The organism is Nocardiopsis codii (assembly GCF_036327455.1).
In the GTDB taxonomy this organism is placed as follows: Bacteria; Actinomycetota; Actinomycetes; order Streptosporangiales; family Streptosporangiaceae; genus Nocardiopsis; species Nocardiopsis codii.
The window spans coordinates 51,010-69,929 of the sequence record NZ_JAUZMY010000014.1; the positions used below are offsets into that span (position 1 = coordinate 51,010).

The following is an 18,920-nucleotide window of genomic DNA, read 5'->3' on the forward strand; positions in this document are numbered from 1 at the left end:
TTAGCTGGGAGTCGCCCGGAGTGAATACCGAAAGCAGCCAGGTTCGCCCAGAGCACAGCCCTTCCGGGAAAGCGGGCCCGGTGGTCGCTGTCACCGGTGCCGCGTCCGGAGTGGGCCGGCTCCTCGTGCAACGCCTGGCCACGCCGGAAGGTTCCACGGCTCCCCGGGAGATCATCGCGATCGACGCCGAGTTCGCCGATCTGCGGGGTGTGACGTGGCGGATCGCCGACGTGTGCGACCCCGGGCTGGTGTCCCGCCTCGGCGGGGTCGACGTGCTCGTGCACACCGCGGACGACCGGTCCGTGGAGACGAGACCCCCGCAGCGCCGCGCGCACAACATCCGCGCGGCCCAGACGGTCCTCACCGCCGCAGCGGCCTCGGGGGTGCCGCGGGTCATCCTCGTCACCAGCACCATGGTCTACGGCGCCGCCGCCGACAACCCGGTCCCGCTCCCGGAGAACGCCACCCGCGTCTCCGACAACGGCGACGGGCTGATGGGCGACTTCGCCGAGATCGAGGACCTCGCGGAGCGCGCCCGCCGCGCGCACCCCAGCCTCTCGGTGACCGTGGTGCGGCCGGCGCCCCTCGTCGGCCCCGACCTCGACACCCTGCTCAGCCGGCACTTCTCCGCGCCCCGCCTGCTCACCGTCAAGGGACACCGCCAGCACTGGCAGTTCTGCCACGAGGACGACCTCGCCGGCGCCCTGGCGTTCTGCGCCCTGCACGGCGTGGAGGGGTCCGACGGTGTCGTGGCCGTGGCCAGCGAGGGCTCCCTCACACAGGAGGACGTGGAGGGCGTCGCCGGGATGAAGCACTTCGAGGTGCCCGCCAACCTGGCCTTCGGCGCGATTCGACGCCTCCACCAGGCCCGGATCACCCCGGCCGCCGAGGGCGAGCTGAAGTTCCTCGTCTACCCGTGCGTGGTGGACTGCGCGGCGCTGCGCGAGGCCGGGTGGAAGCCCGACCACGACAACGAGTCCGCGCTCCGGGCCCTGCTGGACTCCCGGAGCGGCAAGCACGCGCTGGTGGGCCGCAGCCTGGGCCGCAAGGAGGTCACCATCACCGCGGCAGGGGCCGCAGGTGCGGCCGCCGCGGCCATAGGAACCGCGGCCGCCATTCGCCACCTGCGCAAACGCAAGGGCGGGTGATCGCGGGAGGCGCACGCGCGGGCCCCGTGCCCGGAGCGCGCGCTCCCGCGGGGACGAGGGGGATGCCCGGTTGGTACGGTCGGTGGCGTGGAAGAGATCACTCTGGCGTCAGTACGCGACACCCCCCTGTCCGTGGACGAGGTCCTCGCCGCGGTGTCCGACCCGCGCGCGGGCGGCACCGCGGTGTTCATCGGGACCGTTCGCGACCACGACCACGGCCGTGACGTCGCCGCGCTGTCCTACACCGCGCACCCGACCGTGGAGGACAGGCTGCGCGGAGTCATGGAGAAGGTGCTGGCCGACACCTCCGTCCCCGGGCGCCCGGTCGTGCGGATGGCCGCGACGCACCGCGTCGGCGACCTGGAGATCGGCGACCTCGCGGTGGTCGTGGCCGCCGCCGCCGCGCACCGCGAGGAGGCCTTCGCGGCCTGTCGGCGGCTCATCGACGACCTCAAGGCCCAGGTGCCCATCTGGAAGCAGCAGGCCTTCCAGGACGGCGACGGCGAGTGGGTGGGCGAACCCCGTCCGTAGCCGCCGTCCCGTTCGCGGACCGGGGCGGAGGCGGCCCGACCACGGGTGTGGACGAACGCCTCCAGCCCTCCGACGGCAATAGGCTGTGCGCATGGTTCGTCGTGTCATGACCCTTGTTGTCGCTCTCGCCCTTCTCGTCGGGCTCGGAGCGGGCAGCCTCCTCCTCCCCCTGCCCTACCTGGTCGCGGCCCCCGGCATCACCGTGAACACGGTCGGGGAGACCGAGGAGGGGCCCGTCATCGAGATCGGCGGCGCCGAGAGCTATGAGCACGAGGGCTCCCTGTCGATGGTGACCGTCCAGTACGCGGGCGGTCCCCAGCACCGGCTCAACTTCTTCGGCGTCGTGACCGCGTGGCTCTCGCCCACCGAGGCGGTCCTGCCCGAGGAGCTGCTGTTCCCCGCGGGACGCACGCCCGAGGAGGTCAGCGAGCGGCAGACCGTGCAGATGAACGACTCCCAGACCAGCGCGACCGCCGCCGCGTTCAACGAGCTCGGCATGGAGTACGAGGCGGTGCCCGTGGTCAACGGGACCGTCGAGGGGATGCCCGCGCACGGCGAGGTCGACGAGGGCGACGTCATCCTGGCCGTGGACGGCGAGGCCGTACCCACCGTGAGCGGGAACGGCTCCGAGGAGGCCGTGGGCAGCACCGCTGTCGTGGACCGGGTCGGGGACCGGGAGCCCGGCGACCCGGTCGAGCTCACCCTGGACCGCGACGGCGACACGGTCGACGTCGAGATCCCCACCACGGAGGGCGAGGACGGCGGCGCCGCGGTCGGTGTGCTCATCTCCGACCGGATGGACTTCCCCGTCGACGTGGACATCACCATCGGCGACATCGGCGGCCCCAGCGCGGGCATGATGTTCGCCCTGGGGATCATGGACCGGCTCAGCGAGGACGGCCTCACGGGCGGCGTCGACGTCGCCGGGTCCGGCACCATCACCTCCGACGGCCGGGTCGGCGGCATCAGCGGCATCCCGCAGAAGATGGTCAGCGCCCAGCGCGCCGGAGCCGAGTACTTCTTCGTGGCCGCCGACAGCTGCTCCCAGGTCTCCCAGTCGGCCGCCTACGGCGAGCTGGAGGTCGTGCGCGTCGAGACCCTCACGGAGGCGGTCGACGCCCTGGACACCATCCGCGACGGCGAAGGCGAACTCCCCCGCTGCGAGTAGGCCGTCGTCCCCGCGTCCTCGCCGGGCCGCCTCGTCGGCCGACCCTCCCCGCCGCGCCCGTGGAGCACAGCCGGACCGGAGGTCGTACGCCGTCCCGGGGGAGGGCGCCCGGACGGCCGAGGCGGCCCGAGAGCCTGCCGGGACATCCGGAGCCCGGACCCCGCGCCCCGCAACGGAGCCCCGGCGCCCGGGCGGGTACCCGGACACAGGAGGCCCCCGCCGTCACGGCGGGGGCCTCCTGGATCTCACGGGCGGGCGGATCCGCGGCCGGGTCACCCCTGCTCCGGCTCCTCCAGGTCCAGGGTCAGCGCCAGGGCCGAGGTCAGCGCCGGGATCAGGTCCGCGCCGTTCAGCACCTCGGCCTCGCTGTCGTGGCTGCGCATGCGCATCGCGCAGTGCCGCGAGCCGTCCCGCATCACACCGGCGACCATACGGATCTCCTCGGTCTCACGACCGGACGCACTCGGGTCCTCGCCGGCGGCGAGGGTCTCGTCCGATCCCTTCACCACCAGGCGTTCCATGACCAGGGCGCACCCGGCCACGCCCTCCGGCCAGAGGATGCGCCCCAGCGCCTCCTCCAGGGGGAGGTCGTCGGGCAGCGGCTCCTGCTCGACGGGGGTCAACTCGTCGGGATCGGCGGGGGAGCCGATCCCCAGCAGATCGGCCAGCGCCGGCTCCGCCTTGAGCAGTTCGGCGGTCGGCACCAGGGCGTACAGCCCCAGCGGCCGGTCCCAGCCCTGCTCGGCGGTGTGGCGTTCGAGGTCCATGACGGCTTCGCGAATGTTCGACACGTTTCCATAGTGACCGATGTGGGAACCCCGCCGCTCCCGTTCCCGGACAGTAGGGTCGCAACGGGGCCTCCCGGATGCGACTCCGATACAGCAACGATGCAGCCTTGTCACCCGGGTGAGGGCGATTTCGGGAACCTGGCACCCACCATTTAAGTTTTCAGTAATAAGGCGCCACACGCGCACCGAACGCACCTACCAAGCCAGAACGAGGGGGAGGCGTGAGCTTCCGATCGCCCGGCGCACCACCTGCGCGTATGCCTCGCCGATCAAGGTTGCTCGCGCCAGTCGCGGCGACCGTGGTCGTCATCATCGCGGGGTTGATGCTCGCCGCGAACTTCTGGACCGACTACAAGTGGTTCAGCTCCGTCGGCTACACCTCGGTCTTTCTGACCGAACTGTGGACCCGCGTGCTCCTGTTCGCCGTCGCCGGCCTGGTGATGGCCGTCATCGTCGGCGCGAGCATCTACTTCGCGTACCGCTCCCGGCCGGGTATCCGGCCGATGAGCCTGGAGCAGCAGGGACTGGACCGCTACCGGCAGTCCATCGACCCGCACCGCAAGCTCTTCTTCTGGATCGCCGTCGGCGCCCTGGCACTCCTGGCCGGAGTCGCGGCCAGCGGTGACTGGCGCGCCTACCTCCAGTTCACCAACAGCACCGACTTCGGTGTGAACGACCCCGAGTTCGGGATGGACGTCGCGTTCTTCGCGTTCACCTACCCGTTCCTGCGGATCCTGCTCGGCTACCTGTACGCGGCCGTCATCCTGGCGTTCATCGCCGCGGTGATCGTGCACTACCTGTACGGCGGGGTCCGGCTCCAGAACGACACCGGCCAGCGCGCCACCCCCGCCGCCCGCGTGCACCTCTCGGTGCTCCTGGGGCTCTTCGTGCTGCTGCGCGCGGGCTCCTACTGGCTGGACCGCTACGGCCTGGTGTTCTCCGAGCGCGGCTACACCTTCGGCGCGTCGTACACCGACGTCAACGCCGTCAAGACCGCCCTGATGATCCTCACCGTCATCTCGGTGATCTGCGCGCTGCTGTTCTTCGCGAACATCTACTTCAAGAACACCATGGTCCCCATGGCCAGCCTCGGGCTCCTGGTGCTGTCCGCCGTGCTGGTCGGTGTCGCCTACCCCGAGATCGTCCAGCGCTTCCAGGTCAACCCCAACGAGCAGCGCCTGGAGAGCCCGTACATCGAGCGCAACATCGAGCACACGCGCGACGCGTACGACATCGCGGACGCCGAGGTGGAGGCCTACGACGCCACCACCGAGCTCAGTGCGCAGGACCTGGTCGAGGAGTCCCAGGGCACCAAGGTGCGCCTGGCCGACCCCTCCGTGGTCTCCCAGACCTTCCAGCAGATGCAGCAGGTCCGCGGCTTCTACCAGTTCCCCGAGGTCCTGGAGGTCGACCGCTACCCGGACGCCGAGGGCAACCTGATCGACACGATCGTGGCCGTCCGCGAGCTGGACGGTCCGCCGGACGACCAGGACAACTGGTTGAACCGGCACCTGATCTACACCCACGGCTACGGCATGGTCGCCGCCGCCGGCAGTGAGATCGACGCCGAGGGCCGCCCGGTCTTCACCGAGTACAACATCCCGCCGCGGGGCGAGCTGAGCGAGGTCGCCGGCGAGTACCAGCCGCGGATCTACTACGGCCGCGAGGGCGCCGAGTACGTCATCGTCCAGGCCGAGGAGGAGTACGACTACCCCCTCGACTCGGAGGAGAACGCCGCCGACGTCCCGACCCTGGACGACGCGGTCGAGCCCGAGGTCAGCCCGGCCCCCGACGAGGCGCGCGCGCCCGGCGACGCCCAGAGCGCGGAGCCCACGAACGAGGACCCGCCCGCCGAGGGCGGCGACGGCACCGAGGGCACCGACGAGAGCGCGGAGGAGGACCCCGGGGGCTCGCAGGCCTACAACCGCTACGACGGCAGCGGCGGTGTCCAGCTGAGCAACTTCTTCGACCGGATCCTGTACGCGATCAAGTACCAGGAACCGAACATCCTGCTCAACAGCGCCATCACCAGCGACTCGCGCATCCTCTACGAGCGCGACCCGCTGGACCGCGTCGAGAGGGTCGCCCCGTACCTCACCGTGGACAGCCGCCCCTACCCGGCGGTCGTCGACGGCAAGGTCGTGTGGATCGTGGACGCGTACACCACGTCCGACGGCTACCCGTACGCGAACCGGATCGACTTCACCCAGGCCGTGACCGACACGTTCACGGACGGCTCGGCGCAGCAGGTCGGCGCCCTGCCGGGCAACGAGGTCAACTACATCCGCAACTCGGTCAAGGCCACCGTCGACGCCTACGACGGGACCGTCACCCTGTACGCGTGGGACGAGGAGGACCCGGTCCTCCAGACCTGGATGGACTCGTTCCCGGGCACGGTCACGAACCGGGACGAGATGAGCGAGGAGCTCATCGACCACGTCCGGTACCCGGACGACCTGTTCAAGGTGCAGCGCGAGATCATGCGCGAGTACCACGTCACGGACGCCGCGGCCTACTACGGCGGTCAGGACTTCTGGGCGGTGCCCAACGACCCGACCGGCGGCACGGAGGCCCCGGAGCCGCCCTACCGGCAGACGATCCAGTACCCGGGCGCCGAGGAGGCCAGCTTCTCGCTGACGAGCACGTTCGTGCCCCGCGGACGTGAGAACCTGGCGGCCTTCATGGCGGTGGACAGCGATCCGCACTCCGACGACTACGGCCAGCTGAAGCTGCTGGAGCTGCCGCGGAGCACGGTGATCTTCGGTCCGGGCCAGGTGCAGAACGCCTTCGACGCCGACGCCGACGTCCGAGAGGTCCTGCTGCCGCTGGAGCAGTCCAACGCGGAGGTGACGCGGGGCAACCTGCTCACCCTGCCGTTCGCGGGCGGCCTGCTCTACGTGGAGCCGCTCTACGTGCAGGCAGGCGGAGGCGGCAGCGCCTCCTTCCCGCTGCTCCAGCAGGTCATGGTCGGCTTCGGCGAGGAGGTCGCGATCGGCAGCAACCTGCCGGACGCGCTCAGCAACCTCTTCGAGGGCGCCGAGGGCACACCCGAGGAGACGCCGGAGGAGGCCCCGGAGGAGAACGAGGCCGGAGCCGGCGACGGCGGTGCCGACCAGGACCTCACCGACGCCCTCAACGAGGCGGTGTCGGCCTGGGAGGAGGCCCAGGAGTCCAACGACGAGGCGAACGACCGCCTGCGTGAGGCTCTGGAGGCCATCGAGGAGCAGATGAACGACTAGGAACGGTCCTCCCCCTCCAGGGGCGAACCGGCGGCGGCTCCGCGGGAGGCCGCGGGCCCCGGTGGCCAGGGTCCCGGGAAGCTGATTTGGGTTATCGGCCGGGGCGCGCTACTCTATGAACACAACGACGCGGGGTGGAGCAGTTCGGTAGCTCGCTGGGCTCATAACCCAGAGGTCGCAGGTTCAAATCCTGTCCCCGCTACCAAGACCCGGACCCGGGAGAAATCCCGGGTCCGGTGCTTTTCGCGGAATTACCGTTTCGGTGGATTCCGTGAAACCCGCCCGAAAGGGCGCGCTTGAGTGGCTCGACCGGGAAGAGAAGCCTGGTAGAGTGGTCACAGGCCGGACGGGAAACCGGAAGGCCACAGGGTGGGATCTCACCGGTTTTCCTCACGGAAAGCCGATTTGCCACCCGGGGCGAAAGGCCCTAAAATAGAGATCACGACGCGGGGTGGAGCAGTTCGGTAGCTCGCTGGGCTCATAACCCAGAGGTCGCAGGTTCAAATCCTGTCCCCGCTACCAACGGAAACACCGGGTGGAATTCCACCCGGTGTTTTTTCGTGTGTCGGCCGTTGTCGTGCGCGTGGGGCGCCCCCCCGAAATCCGGGCGGCGCCCCACGCGGTCAGCGTGTACGACCCTCCACGAGCTCGACCACGCGGTCGGCCCGCGCGGCCACCTTGGGGTCGTGGGTCACCACGACCACGGCCGAGTCGCGGATCCTCGCCTGCTCCAACAGCTGGTCCATGATCATGGTGCTGCTGGCGGCGTCCAGGGCGCCCGTGGGCTCGTCCGCGAGGACCAGGCCGGGGTCACGGCTCAGGGCGCGCGCCAGGGCCACACGCTGCTGCTCACCGCCGGACAGCTGGTGCGGCTCGGAGTGCAGCCGGTGCCCCAGGCCCACGGACTCCAGCAGCTCGCGGGCCCGCGCACGGCGGGTCAGCAGCGGCACCCCGGCGATCACGAGGGGTACCGCCACGTTCGCCAGGGCGGTGCGCCGCTCCAACAGGTGGAACTGCTGGAACACGAAGCCGATGCCCTCGCCCCGGAGCCAGGACCTGCGGCCCTCCCCGAGCGCGGTGGTGTCCACACCGTCGAACGTGTAGGCGCCGCCGCTGGGCTTGTCGAGCAGGCCCAGGATGTTCAGCAGCGTGGACTTGCCCGAGCCGGACTGGCCGACGATCGCGACGACCTCCCCCCGCCGCACCTGGAACGTGCAGTCGTGCAGGACGTCGATGCGGTCCCCCGACACCGTGAAGTGCCGGGTCACCTCCTCCACGCTCAGCAGGGGGGCTGGGCCCGACGGGGGAGCCCCGGTCTCCGGGGCCGGTGCGCGGAGCGACATCTAACCCTCCCCCTCCATCAGGTCCTCCTCGTCGTCCCCGGCGTCGGGGACGTCGAACCGGGGGTCGAGCGGCACCGGGTCCATGATCATGTCGCCGACGCTCAGCCCGTCGGTGACCTCGACGAAGGAGCCGTCGGACACACCGAGCCCCACCTCCCGGACCTCCTCGGAGCCGTCACCGGAGACCACCACGACCTCGCCCTCCTCGGCGGTACCGCGCACCGAGGTCACCGGGACGACCAGAACGTTCTCCGCCTCGCCGGTGGTGACGGAGAGCTTGCCCTGCACCCCGTCGAAGACCCGGAGGTCGGAGGCGACGCGGCAGACGAGCTCACTGCCGCCACCGCCGCCGGCGTCCTCACCGCCGGTCTCGCCCCCGGCGTCCGCGCCGCCGTCCGCACCGAGGGACAGGAACTCGCAGACGTCGGCCGGCGGACCCCTGTCGATCTTGAGCATGATGTCCTCGGGGTCCTCGTAGAACCTGTAGAGGTCGTTGGCGGGGATCGACGCCACCGCGCGGAACACGTCCGGTGCGACCTCCGCGGGCTCGGCTCCGGGTTCCAGCACGTCGCCCACGAGGACGTCGTCCAGCCCCGACACCGTGCCGCTGGTCGGCGCGTACAGGGTGACCTCCGAGGTCGCCGGGGCGGACGCGTCGTCACTGCCGCCGTCCTCGGGCGCACTCTCGTTCGGCACCCTCACGTTGAGGATCGGCGCGCCCTCCTCGACCTCGGCGCCGTCGGCCACCCACAGGTGGGTGACGGTGCCGCCGTTGCGCGCCTTGACGCTCTCACCGGGCTCGGCCTCGACGACGGCGTCCAGCACCATCACGGAGCTGATCCCGCCCATCTCCACCTCGATGGGCGCCCCGCCCACGTCCATGGCGCCCTCGGCGATGAGCATGTCGTCGTCGGCGGAGCCTCCCAGGCTGCGCAGCAGGAGGTAACCGGAGCCGGCCAGTCCGCCCAGGACGACCAGGACCGCGCCGATGATGATCCACTTCTTCACGTGTGTCTCCTATTCCCGGAGTCCGGCGACGACGGACGCGCCGAGCGCGCGCATCGCGGGGATGATTCCGGCCAGCAGCCCGACCAGCGCAGCGCTGCCCAGGCCGACGAGTACCCCGGTCGGGGGGATGTTGAGGGGAATGTCGTCGGGCAGCGGGACGAAGGCGTCCAGGACCGCCCCGCCGACCGCCAGTACCGCCCAGCACCCGGCGATGGCGATGAGACCGGCGACCAGCGACACCACGACCGACTCCATGACGACGGCCACGAACAGGGTGAACCGGCTCGCGCCCAGGGCCCGGTAGGTGGCCAGCTCGCGGCGGCGCTCGCGCACGGTGACCAGGCCGACGTTGAGCACGCCCAGCAGACCGGTGGTGAGGGTGATGGCGGCGATGCCCATGAGGGCCCAGGACAGGTAGGTGATGGCCTCGTTCGTCATCTCCGCGTAGTCGGAGCGGTAGGACGAGATCGAGGCCTGGTCCTCGACGCCCCAGCGCCACGACGCCGAGCCGAGCCGCTCGGTGTAGATGGTTCCCCACGGATCGTCCGCGGCGGGGTCCTCAGGGTCGATGCGCACCTGGTACGTGGTGGCGGAGCCCATCATGTACATCATCTCGGCCTCCGACTCCTCCTCGGAATCGGAGGCCCCGGAGCCGAAGATCAGATCCTCGGTCGCGGGGGAGCGCAGGACGTAGGCGCTGTACCAGCCGGAGTCCATGGCGGAGCTCTCCAGGACGCCGATGACGCGCACGTCCATCCAGCGGTCGGTGCCGACCTGGACCTGGGCGAGGTCGCCGACCGCGGCGCCGAGCTCCTCGTTGACGATCATGACCGGCGCGAGGGACGCGGTGTCGGCGTCGGTGAACCAGCGGCCCTCCAGCATGTTCATGCGCCGGATGTCGCCCAGCGTCGGGTCGACCCCGAGGATGCTCGCCTCGGTGATCACCGAGTCGCCCGAGCGGATCATGGGGGGCTCCGCGGGCGTCTGGTAGAGCGAGACCTCCTGGCCGCCCGCGCGGACCAGGTCCTCCTCGAAGGCCGCGCGGTCGGTGATCGTCTCGTCGAACACGGAGACCTCGAGGGTCGCCGGCCGACCGGCGTTGGCCTCGCTGTAGGCGGTGGCGAACCGCTGGCCGAAGTCGCTGGCGCTGACCACGAGGACGAGCGCGCCCACACCGACGACGATGCCCGTGCAGGAGAGGATGGTCCTGGCCACGTTGGCCCGTGAACCGGCGAAGGCCAGCACGATCCCGGCTGTGAGGGAACGCAGCATTCGGCCCCTTCCGTGGTGTCTGTGTGCCGGCACCGCGACGGCGGCGCCGGGAGGCCCGCGGTTGGCGGGGATTCATCAGAGCCATCGCAGGGAAGGGCGCGTTCGGTTCACCCCGAACGCCGGTAATTTCGGATTGTCAGGGATTTTCGTTCGGCATGTCCGGAACTGCGGGACCGGGGCGGTGGCCCGGGGGTCAGTCCACCTCGAAGCCGTCGCAGGTGAGCGGGGTCCCCGACTCCGCGTCGGACCAGACCACGGTGTGCACGCCGCTCTCGGCGGACTCGTCGAAGTCGTCGGGGTAGCGGACGCGGCTCCACTCGCCCGGCTCGGCGTCCGTCCCGGCCGCGGCGGCCCCGCCGCCGGGGCCGATGACGGAGGCGGTCACGGCGGAGGCCTCCGCGTCCTCCGGGACCAGGACGCCGAGTTCGACGGAGTCCCCGACGTCCACGGGGGAGCGGGGGGCGGTGGTCCGCCAGGCGTCGGTGCTCCGGTCGTCCACCGCGGGGGTGCACATGTAGGTCGTCGGGTCGAAGAGCGTGTCGGGTACGCCCAGTCCGCCCGCGCCCTCCCGGGCGGAGGCGCGAACGGTGTCGACGATCATGTCGTTGAGCTCCTCGGGGCTGTACCCGTGGCCGCCGCCGCAGGCGGTCACCAGCAGGACGGCGGCGCCGCACAGGGCGGCCCCGAGGGGTTTCGTGGTCAGCACACGTCGCACGTTACTACGCAACGTGTTCGGTTGTGTGCGTATCGTGGCGAGCGTTGGCGGGAAACCGGGGAGGGGTCAGCTCCGGCGCAGGGGCGTGGGGCCGCCGTTCAGCCAGGTCAGCACCTGGTCGTGGATCACGCCGTTGGTGCACACCAGGGGCCCGCCGTCCTCGAAGCCCTCACCCCGAAGGTTGGTGGCCCGGCCGCCCGCCTCCTCCAGGATGATCGGCAGCGGCGCCGCGTCCCACAGCGACAGCTCGGGCTCGGCGGCGATGTCCACGACGCCCTCGGCGACCATCACGTGCGACCAGAAGTCGCCGTAGGCGCGGGTCCGCCACACCGACCGCGTCAGCCCCAGGAACGAGTCGAGCCGGCCCTGCTCCTCCCAGCCGGTGAGCGACGAGAAGCTCAGCGAGGCGTCGGACAGGTCCGGCACCTTGGACACGTGGCAGCGCGACGCCTTCGAGAGGCTGCGGCCCTGCCAGGTCCCGGCGCCCTTGGACGCCCACCAGCGGCGGAACAGAGCGGGTGCGGACACCACGCCCACCACGGGCCGGTCGCCCTCCAGGAGGGCGATCAGCGTCGCCCAGACGGGGACCCCCCGCACGTAGTTCTTGGTGCCGTCGATGGGGTCGACGACCCACACCCGGTTGCTGTTGCCGGTCCGGCCGTACTCCTCGCCGACCACGGCGTCGCGGGGCCGGGCGCGTGAGAGGATCCCGCGGATGGTCTCCTCGACCATCCGGTCGGCCTCGGTCACCGGTGTGAGGTCGGGTTTGGTGTCGACGACGAGGTCGAGCGCTCGGAAGCGCTTGAGCGCGATGTCGTCGGCAGCATCGGCGAGCACGTGGGCCAGCCGCAGATCATCGTCAAAGGACGCCATGGCCGGTAACGCTACCCTCCCGGGCACGAACAAGGCCAAAGCGGCACACGCGCGTGATCAGAGTGTTAGCGGAGTTCCAGGGACAGCGAGCCGGATCACAGCCCACGGCGGATCCCGAACCGGACGGTCGCGGACGTGCCGACCGTCCGGGAGCGGGGAGGCCCGGCCGCAGGTGGGAGGATGGCGGCATGGACACGGTGAGCGGACGGACGCGGGCCGAGGGCGTCCCGGCGCGGGAGCGGCTGATGGACGCCGCCTGCGCCGAGGTCGTCTCCGGCGGCTGGGCCGAGCGCCGCATGGCGGACATCGCCACGGCGGCCGGGGTGTCCCGCCAGACCCTGTACAACGTGTTCGGCAGCAAGGAGGGCCTGCTCCAGGCCATCGTGGTGCGCGAGGTCAACGCCCTGCTGGACGGCGTGGTGCTCCTGCTGGGCGCCGAGGACGGCGACCCCGCGCACGCGGTCAGCCGTGCCACCCGGCTGGTCCTGAGGGCGGCCAGGGACAGCCCCCTGCTGCACGCGGTCGTGACCGGGGACCGCGACCTCCTCCCGGTGCTCACCACACGGTCGGCCCCGCTGCTGGACGTCCTGGGGGAGCGGATCGCCGCCATGCTGAACGAGCGCCTCCCCGACCTGGACGCGTCGGTGGCCGACGCGGTCGCCGACGTGAACGTGCGGCTCACCGTCTCCTACGCGCTCCAGCCGATCGACCCGGACGAGGCGGCGCGCCGGGTCGAGACGGTGGTGCACGGGATGCTGCTGGTCGGCCGCTGAGAGGAGCCCGCGGCGTGCCGGGCGGACCCCTGCCGGAGCGCGGGCGCCCGGAGGCGCCGCGCGACTCCGGGCCGGACGGACGAATCACCGCGATCCCCTTCCGCCGCTCCGCGGGACCGTGCCGCTGCCTCCCGCGGGACCGGGGAGGCAGAGTCGGACGGGGCGACCCGGGCCCCGCGCCTCAGCGGCGGGGCGCGGCCAGGAGGTCGACCACCCCCGCGCCGTCCTCGTCCCCGTGTCCGTCGGCCAGCCGCCGCGCCATGAGGTCCGCGTACGGGGTGAGGAGTTCGGTGCTCACGCCCTGCTCCTCCGCGGTGCGCAGCAGGGTCGCGTTGCCCTCGACCTGCATGGCGAGGTTGGACACCACGCCCGTGGTGTAGTCGCCGCTCTCCAGCTGCCGGGCCGTGAGCCGGACACCCTCGGAGGCCATAGCGACGAGCCACGCGGAGAGGTGGCCGGCGAACTCCCCCAGGGGCACCTCCTCGTTCCGTACCAGGGCGAAGGCGTGTGCGACGCCGGCGAACATGCCGTTCATCGCGCTGAGCAGGGCCACGTCCTGGAGGGAGGCCAGACCGGCGTCCCTCCCGGCGTAGACGGTGCCGGCGGGCACCGCGAGGGCCGCCCGGTGCTCCTCGAACACCTCGGACGGGCCGCTGTAGAACACGTATCCGCCGGCCTCGGGGACGCCCACCATCGGCGGGATCGCCATGATCCCCCCGCTCAGGAACCGGGCCCCGCGTCCGGCCGCCCACTCCGAGCGGGCGCGGGCCTGGGCGGGGGTCCCCGTCGTGACGTCCACGAGGTCCCTGCCGGTGAGGTCGGCGCCCGCCAGGGCCTCGCCCACGGAGGCGTCGTCCAGCAGGCAGGTCACCACGAGGCGTGCCGAGGCCACGGCCTCGGCGGCGGTCGCGGCGACGTCCGCGCCCTCGGCCGCGAGCGGCTCGGCGCGGGAGGGGGTGCGGTTCCACACGGTCAGCGGGTACCCGGCGGCTAGCCAGGTCCGGGCGAAGGCGGCGCCCATGGCTCCCAGCCCGAGGAGGGCGATACGGGGCTTGGCGGTCAGGTCGGTCTCCGATGGGGTCTGCGTCATGTGGACTAGGCTCGTCCACGGTTCGGGGGCCCACAAGTACGCACTGTGAAGTGGGTGCTCACCCCGGGGTAAGCGTGCGGGTGGAAGGGGTCCGGGCATGGTCGCCAAGCGTGGGGCGAACGACTACCACTGCGGCATCGACGCGGCGATGGACGTGATCGGCGGCAAGTGGAAGGTGCTCATCCTCTGGGCCCTGGACGAGCGGCCCCACCGCTTCGGGGAGCTGCGCCGCGCGCTCGGCGGCGTCACCGAGAAGGTCCTCGCCTCCCACCTGCGGGAGCTGGAGGGCGACGGCATCGTGCACCGTGAGGACTTCGGTGAGGTGCCGCCCCGGGTCGAGTACTCCCTGACCCCCCTCGGCCGTTCCCTGAACGGTGCGCTCGCCCCGCTGGGCGACTGGGGCCGCGCCCACGTCGCAGGGATCCGCCCCCAGGAGTCGGACGCTCCGGCCAGGAGCGCCGGCCTCGGCCGGCCGGTCGACGGCTGACGCGGCCTCCGGGAGGGCGGCAGGGGCGTCCGCCTCCGCTCAGGGGCGGCTCTCGGCCTCCACCTCGTCGGTGTCTCCCTCACGGCTCGTGAGCAGGCGGCGCAGGGACGCCACCCGCGCCGGGTCCAGGGCGCCGCGCTCCAACGCCGCCGCGACGGCGCAGTCCGCGGCGTCGGGCTGGTGGGAGCACCCGGGCGGGCAGCCCTCGGCCACCTCGGCGAGGTCGGCGAAGCCCGCGACGATGTCCTCCGGGGAGATGTGGGCCAGGCCGAAGCTGCGCACGCCGGGGGTGTCGATCAGCCAGCCGCCCTCGAACGGCAGCGCCGCGGCCGACGTGGACGTGTGGCGGCCCCGCCCCGTCACCGCGTTGACGTGGCCGACGGCCCGGTCGGTGCCCGGCACGAGCCGGTTGACCAGGGTGGACTTGCCCACGCCGGACGATCCCACCAGAACCGTGGTCCGGGCCGCGAGCCGGTCCCGCAGGCCGGTGAGGCCGCCCTCGGGACTGAGGACCTCGAAGGGGACCCCGAGCGGCTCGTACACGCGCACGAGCTCCTCCGGGCCGGCGAGGTCCGCCTTGGTCAGGCAGAGCAGGGGGGCCAGCCCGGCGTCGAACGCGGCCACCAGGCAGCGGTCCACGAAGCGCGGCTGCGGGGCCGGGTCCGCCAGGGCGCAGACGATGGCCAGCTGGTCCGCGTTGGCCACGATCACCCGCTCCACCGGGTCGGTGTCGTCGGCGGTGCGGCGGAGCACCGATCCGCGCTCGCGGACCCGGACCACCCGGGCCAGGGTGTCCGCCCGGCCCGACAGGTCGCCGACCACGTCCACGCGGTCACCGACCACGATGGAGCCGCGGCCCAGCTCGCGGGCCTTCATCGCCACCACCGGGACGCCGTCGACCAGGCACCGGTACCGGCCCCGGTCCACGGCGGTGACCAACCCCTCCACGGCGCTCTCGTGCTTGGGCCGGTTGCGGGTACGGGGTCTGGAACCCCCCCGCGCGCGCACACGGATGTCGTCCTCGTCCAGGTGGCGTCCCCCGCCCCGCGTGCGGCTCATGCCAGCGCCTCCGCCCACAGGCCCGGGAAGTCGGGCAGTGTCTTGCGCGTGGTGGCGATGTTCTCCACCTCCACCCCGGACACCGCGAGCCCGATGACCGCGCCGGACGTGGCCATCCGGTGGTCGTCGTAGGAGTGGAACACCCCGCCGTGCAGGGGGCGCGGGCGGATCACCAGGCCGTCGGGCAGTTCCTCGGCGTCACCGCCCAGCCGGTTGATCTCGGCGGCCAGGGCCGCGATCCGGTCGGTCTCGTGGCGGCGCAGGTGGGCGATGCCGGTCAGCCGGGACGGTGTGGAGGCCAGCGCCGCGACCGCGGCGATGGTGGGGGTGAGCTCGCCGACGTCGCGCAGGTCGACCTCGATGCCGAGGACCTTCCCGGTGCCGCGCAGGGTCAGGCCCTCCTCCGACCAGGAGACCTCCCCGCCCATCCGGGTGAACAGCGAACGGAGTTCGTCCCCCGGCTGGGTCGTGTGCTCGGGCCACCCCTCGACCGTCACCTCGCCCCCGCTGACCAGGGCGGCGGCGAGGAACGGCGCAGCGTTGGACAGGTCCGGCTCCACGGTGATGTCGGAGACCTGGACCGGCCCCGGCTCGACCCTCCAGGAGTTCTCGCCCGTGGACACGGACACCCCGGCGGCACGCAGCATCTCCACCGTCATGTCCAGGTGGGGCTGGGAGGGCACCGGGGGCCCGGAGTGGCGCACGTGCACGCCCTCGGAGAAGCGGGCGCCGCTCAGCAGCAGAGCCGACACGAACTGGGACGAGCCCGACGCGTCCAGCGTCACCTCGCCGCCGCGCACCGCGCCGGTGCCGTGGATGGTCATGGGCAGCGCCCCCCGGCCGCCGTCGTCGATGTCGGCGCCCAGGACGCGCAGTGCCGCCAGGAGCTCGCCCACGGGCCGCTCACGGGCACGCGGGTCGCCGTCGAAGTGCACGTCGCCCGCGGCGAGCGCCGCCAGCGGGGGCACGAACCGCATCACCGTGCCGGCGTTGCCGACGTCGACCGAGGCGGGGCCGCGCAGCGCCGCGGGCGTGACCGCCAGATCCTCGCCGACCCGGGAGACCTCCACGCCCAGCGCACGCAGGGCGCCCACCATCAGCTCGCTGTCGCGGCTCGCCAGCGGGCGGCGCACCACCGACGGCGTCTCGGAGAGGGCCGCCAGGATCAGGGCGCGGTTGGTCACCGACTTGGAACCGGGCAGGGACAGCCGGGCGCGCACCGGCCGCCCGGCCACGGGCGCGGGCCAGTGGGGGCCGTGGGCCCCCGTCTCGTGCGGGGCGCCGGTGGCGGCCTGGGAGTTCGTGTCGGACTGGGTGGTCTGCGAGGACGCGGAGTCGGGCATGCCCCAAGGTTATCGGGACCGGAAAAGAGCGGAGGGTTACACCCGCGAGGCTGTGGACAACCCGGGACAGACGTATCCTTGGTAACGCCATGGTGTATCTGGATCACGCTGCCACGACCGAGGTCCGCCCCGAGGTGGTCGCCGACATCGCGGCCGAGCTCGGCGCCCTCGGCAATCCCTCGTCCCTGCACGGCCACGGACGCGCCGCCCGCCGTACCGTCGAGGAGTCCCGGGAACAGCTCGCCCGAGCACTCGGCTCCACCCCCCACGAGGTGGTCTTCACCGGGGGCGGGACCGAGTCCGACAACATCGCCCTCAAGGGCCTCTACTGGGCGCGCAACGCCGAGGACCCCGCCCGGCGGCGCATCCTCACCAGCGCCGTCGAACACCACGCCGCCCTCGATCCGGCCCACTGGATGGCCGAACACCAGGGCGCCGTCCACGAGGTCCTGCCGGTGGACGCCCAAGGCAGGGTCAGCCCCTCCACCCTCCGCGACGCCGTCGAGCGGGATCCCGGTTCGGTCGCGCTGGTCTCCGTCATGTGGGCCAACAACGAGGTCGGCACGGTCCAACCCGTCGAGGAGCTCGCCGCCGTCGCGGCCCAGTACGGCATCCCCTTCCACACCGACGCCGTCCAGGCCGTCGGGGTGGAGCCGGTGGACTTCGCCGCCAGCGGCGTCACCGCGCTCACCGTCAGCGGGCACAAGCTCGGCGGCCCCGTCGGCGCCGGAGCCCTGCTGATCGCCCGCGGGAGCACCCCGACCCCCGTCCTCCACGGCGGGGGCCAGGAACGCGACATCCGCTCCGGCACCCTCTCCGCGCCCCTGCTGCGGGGCCTCGCCACCGCCGTCGACCACGCGGTCGCCGAGCGCGAGGAACACGCCAAGCACCTCGCGTGCCTGCGTGACGAGTTGGAGGAGCGGGTCCGCGCGGTGGTCCCCGACGTGGTCGTCAACGGCGACCGCGAGCGCAGGCTGCCCGGGATCTCGCACCTGTCGTTCCCCGGATGCGAGGGCGACGCCCTGCTCATGCTCCTCGACGCCCGCGGCATCTCCTGCTCCACCGGATCCGCCTGCTCCGCGGGCGTCGCCCAGCCGAGCCACGTGCTCCTGGCCATGGGGGCGGACGCCGACACGGCCCTGAGCAGTCTGCGCCTGTCCCTGGGGCGCACCTCCACGCGCGAGGACGTCACTGCGCTGGCCGAGGCGATCGGCCCGGCCGTCGAACGGGCGCGGGCCGCCCGCGCCAAGCGCCGGCACTGAGGCGCGCCCGGGGCGGGGCCCCGGGCGCCCGCAGGGGCGGTGACCACCGCGGGCCCCGCCACCCGGGGGGGCTACTCGGCGCGGTGGATGGTGACGGACTCGAGGACCACGTCCTGGGTGGGGCGGTCGTTCGCGTCGGTCTCCGTGACGGAGATGGAGTTCACGATCTCCATGGACTCCTCGTCCGCGACCTGGCCGAAGATGGTGTGCTGGCCGTTCAGGTGGGTGGCCGGCGCGACGGTGACGAAGAACTGCGAGCCGTTCGTGCTCGTGCCCCCGCCGCGGTTGGCCATGGCCAGGACACCCGGCTCGCCGAACTCCCGGCCGGAGTCGACCTCGTCCTCGAAGGTGTAGCCGGGGCCGCCCTGCCCGGTGCCCTGCGGGTCGCCGCCCTGGAGCATGAAGTCGGCGATGACGCGGTGGAACACGGTGTCGTTGTAGAACTCGGCCTCACCCGTCACCGGGTTGGGCACGCCCTCGCCCTCGGCCAGACCGACGAAGTTGGACACGGTCACGGGGGCGTCCTCGGGGAACAGCTCCAGTTCGATGTCGCCCTCGCTGGTGTGCAGCGTGGCGCCCTCGACGTCGGTGACGTCGACCTCGGCGGGGCTGCCGGTCTGCTCCTGCTCGGGCGCCCCGGTCTCCCCGTCGCCCTGCTCTCCCTGGTCGGCTGGGGCTCCGTCGTTGCCGCAGGCGGTGGTGACGAGCAGCGCGGTGCAGGCGAGCATGGCTGTCGCCGACAGGGTGAAAGGCTTCATCGGTTCACTTCCGGGGTGAGTTTCGCGGCTGGGCGGCACATAGCGTACTGCGCACCCGCGGGT

Annotated in this window: 17 protein-coding genes and 2 tRNA genes; 9 read left to right on the forward strand and 10 right to left on the reverse strand. The window is 72.3% G+C overall.

Annotated features, from left to right (window positions below; genetic code table 11):
• Positions 1-80 precede the first annotated feature (80 nt).
• The 3 genes from Q8791_RS15555 to Q8791_RS15565 all read left to right on the forward strand — a co-directional run bounded on the left by Q8791_RS15555 (position 81) and on the right by Q8791_RS15565 (position 2,847).
• Complete coding sequence (locus Q8791_RS15555) at positions 81-1,148, forward strand: NAD-dependent epimerase/dehydratase family protein (protein WP_330092425.1); 1,068 nt, start codon at positions 81-83, stop codon at positions 1,146-1,148.
• An 87-nt stretch (positions 1,149-1,235) separates the two neighbouring features.
• Positions 1,236-1,679: a molybdenum cofactor biosynthesis protein MoaE gene (locus Q8791_RS15560; RefSeq protein WP_330092426.1), complete on the forward strand. Its 444-nt coding sequence runs from the start codon at positions 1,236-1,238 to the stop codon at positions 1,677-1,679.
• Between the two features lie 106 nt (positions 1,680-1,785).
• On the forward strand, positions 1,786-2,847 hold the full coding sequence (locus tag Q8791_RS15565) for a YlbL family protein (protein ID WP_330092521.1): 1,062 nt from the start codon (positions 1,786-1,788) through the stop codon (positions 2,845-2,847).
• 272 nt (positions 2,848-3,119) lie between these two features.
• On the opposite strand, the gene Q8791_RS15570 is transcribed toward Q8791_RS15565, so the two are convergent.
• Positions 3,120-3,638, reverse strand: coding sequence for a PPA1309 family protein (locus Q8791_RS15570; RefSeq protein WP_330092427.1), 519 nt, complete (start codon positions 3,636-3,638; stop codon positions 3,120-3,122).
• Positions 3,639-3,934: 296 nt separating this feature from the next.
• Between Q8791_RS15570 and Q8791_RS15575 the strand changes: the two genes are divergently transcribed.
• The 3 genes from Q8791_RS15575 (at position 3,935) to Q8791_RS15585 (ending at position 7,396) form a co-directional block, all read left to right on the forward strand.
• The gene (locus tag Q8791_RS15575; RefSeq protein ID WP_407942007.1) at positions 3,935-6,874 is read left to right on the forward strand and encodes a UPF0182 family membrane protein; all 2,940 of its coding nucleotides are present in this window, start codon (positions 3,935-3,937) and stop codon (positions 6,872-6,874) included.
• Positions 6,875-7,002: 128 nt separating this feature from the next.
• Positions 7,003-7,079 (forward strand) — tRNA-Met (locus Q8791_RS15580).
• 240 nt (positions 7,080-7,319) lie between these two features.
• Positions 7,320-7,396 (forward strand) — tRNA-Met (locus tag Q8791_RS15585).
• Positions 7,397-7,497: 101 nt separating this feature from the next.
• Here the strand turns inward: Q8791_RS15585 and Q8791_RS15590 are convergent.
• From Q8791_RS15590 to hisN, 5 genes are all read right to left on the reverse strand, one after another.
• Positions 7,498-8,217 (reverse strand): ABC transporter ATP-binding protein, encoded by a 720-nt coding sequence (locus Q8791_RS15590; protein WP_330092429.1) that lies wholly within the window; start codon positions 8,215-8,217, stop codon positions 7,498-7,500.
• Complete coding sequence (locus Q8791_RS15595) at positions 8,218-9,225, reverse strand: efflux RND transporter periplasmic adaptor subunit (RefSeq protein ID WP_330092430.1); 1,008 nt, start codon at positions 9,223-9,225, stop codon at positions 8,218-8,220.
• Between the two features lie 9 nt (positions 9,226-9,234).
• On the reverse strand, positions 9,235-10,497 hold the full coding sequence (locus tag Q8791_RS15600) for an ABC transporter permease (RefSeq protein WP_330092431.1): 1,263 nt from the start codon (positions 10,495-10,497) through the stop codon (positions 9,235-9,237).
• A gap of 193 nt (positions 10,498-10,690) precedes the next feature.
• On the reverse strand, positions 10,691-11,203 hold the full coding sequence (locus Q8791_RS15605) for a hypothetical protein (protein WP_330092432.1): 513 nt from the start codon (positions 11,201-11,203) through the stop codon (positions 10,691-10,693).
• A 75-nt stretch (positions 11,204-11,278) separates the two neighbouring features.
• Entirely contained in the window at positions 11,279-12,085 is an 807-nt protein-coding gene (gene hisN, locus Q8791_RS15610; RefSeq protein ID WP_330092433.1) for a histidinol-phosphatase, read from the reverse strand.
• A gap of 188 nt (positions 12,086-12,273) precedes the next feature.
• Here hisN and Q8791_RS15615 point away from each other — a divergent pair, with 188 nt between their 5' ends.
• On the forward strand, positions 12,274-12,858 hold the full coding sequence (locus Q8791_RS15615; protein ID WP_330092434.1) for a TetR/AcrR family transcriptional regulator: 585 nt from the start codon (positions 12,274-12,276) through the stop codon (positions 12,856-12,858).
• A 181-nt stretch (positions 12,859-13,039) separates the two neighbouring features.
• Here Q8791_RS15615 and Q8791_RS15620 read toward each other — a convergent pair whose 3' ends face one another.
• Positions 13,040-13,948, reverse strand: coding sequence for an NAD(P)-dependent oxidoreductase (locus Q8791_RS15620; protein ID WP_330092435.1), 909 nt, complete (start codon positions 13,946-13,948; stop codon positions 13,040-13,042).
• 97 nt (positions 13,949-14,045) lie between these two features.
• Between Q8791_RS15620 and Q8791_RS15625 the strand changes: the two genes are divergently transcribed.
• Positions 14,046-14,435 (forward strand): winged helix-turn-helix transcriptional regulator, encoded by a 390-nt coding sequence (locus Q8791_RS15625; RefSeq protein WP_330092436.1) that lies wholly within the window; start codon positions 14,046-14,048, stop codon positions 14,433-14,435.
• A gap of 39 nt (positions 14,436-14,474) precedes the next feature.
• Here the strand turns inward: Q8791_RS15625 and rsgA are convergent, their stop codons facing one another.
• Complete coding sequence (gene rsgA, locus Q8791_RS15630; protein WP_330092437.1) at positions 14,475-15,494, reverse strand: ribosome small subunit-dependent GTPase A; 1,020 nt, start codon at positions 15,492-15,494, stop codon at positions 14,475-14,477.
• Entirely contained in the window at positions 15,491-16,837 is a 1,347-nt protein-coding gene (aroA, locus tag Q8791_RS15635) for a 3-phosphoshikimate 1-carboxyvinyltransferase (RefSeq protein ID WP_330092438.1), read from the reverse strand. Before aroA ends, rsgA begins: the two co-directional genes overlap by 4 nt.
• Positions 16,838-16,926: 89 nt before the next feature.
• Between aroA and Q8791_RS15640 the strand changes: the two genes are divergently transcribed.
• Complete coding sequence (locus Q8791_RS15640; RefSeq protein WP_330092439.1) at positions 16,927-18,099, forward strand: cysteine desulfurase family protein; 1,173 nt, start codon at positions 16,927-16,929, stop codon at positions 18,097-18,099.
• A 71-nt stretch (positions 18,100-18,170) separates the two neighbouring features.
• Here Q8791_RS15640 and Q8791_RS15645 read toward each other — a convergent pair whose 3' ends face one another.
• Positions 18,171-18,857, reverse strand: a complete 687-nt coding sequence (locus Q8791_RS15645) for a peptidylprolyl isomerase (protein WP_330092440.1) — start codon at positions 18,855-18,857, stop codon at positions 18,171-18,173.
• Positions 18,858-18,920 lie beyond the last annotated feature (63 nt).

Bases quoted from the DNA above. Each gene is read 5' to 3' on its own strand.
- Q8791_RS15565 (WP_330092521.1), top strand. From the start codon at position 1,786: ATGACCCTTGTTGTCGCTCTCGCCCTTCTCGTCGGGCTCGGAGCGGGC.
- hisN (WP_330092433.1), bottom strand. From the start codon at position 12,085: ATGGCGTCCTTTGACGATGATCTGCGGCTGGCCCACGTGCTCGCCGAT.
- Q8791_RS15600 (WP_330092431.1), bottom strand. From the start codon at position 10,497: ATGCTGCGTTCCCTCACAGCCGGGATCGTGCTGGCCTTCGCCGGTTCA.
- Q8791_RS15615 (WP_330092434.1), top strand. From the start codon at position 12,274: ATGGACACGGTGAGCGGACGGACGCGGGCCGAGGGCGTCCCGGCGCGG.
- aroA (WP_330092438.1), bottom strand. From the start codon at position 16,837: ATGCCCGACTCCGCGTCCTCGCAGACCACCCAGTCCGACACGAACTCC.
- Q8791_RS15625 (WP_330092436.1), top strand. From the start codon at position 14,046: ATGGTCGCCAAGCGTGGGGCGAACGACTACCACTGCGGCATCGACGCG.
- Q8791_RS15640 (WP_330092439.1), top strand. From the start codon at position 16,927: ATGGTGTATCTGGATCACGCTGCCACGACCGAGGTCCGCCCCGAGGTG.
- Q8791_RS15620 (WP_330092435.1), bottom strand. From the start codon at position 13,948: ATGACGCAGACCCCATCGGAGACCGACCTGACCGCCAAGCCCCGTATC.
- Q8791_RS15590 (WP_330092429.1), bottom strand. From the start codon at position 8,217: ATGTCGCTCCGCGCACCGGCCCCGGAGACCGGGGCTCCCCCGTCGGGC.
- Q8791_RS15645 (WP_330092440.1), bottom strand. From the start codon at position 18,857: ATGAAGCCTTTCACCCTGTCGGCGACAGCCATGCTCGCCTGCACCGCG.
- rsgA (WP_330092437.1), bottom strand. From the start codon at position 15,494: ATGAGCCGCACGCGGGGCGGGGGACGCCACCTGGACGAGGACGACATC.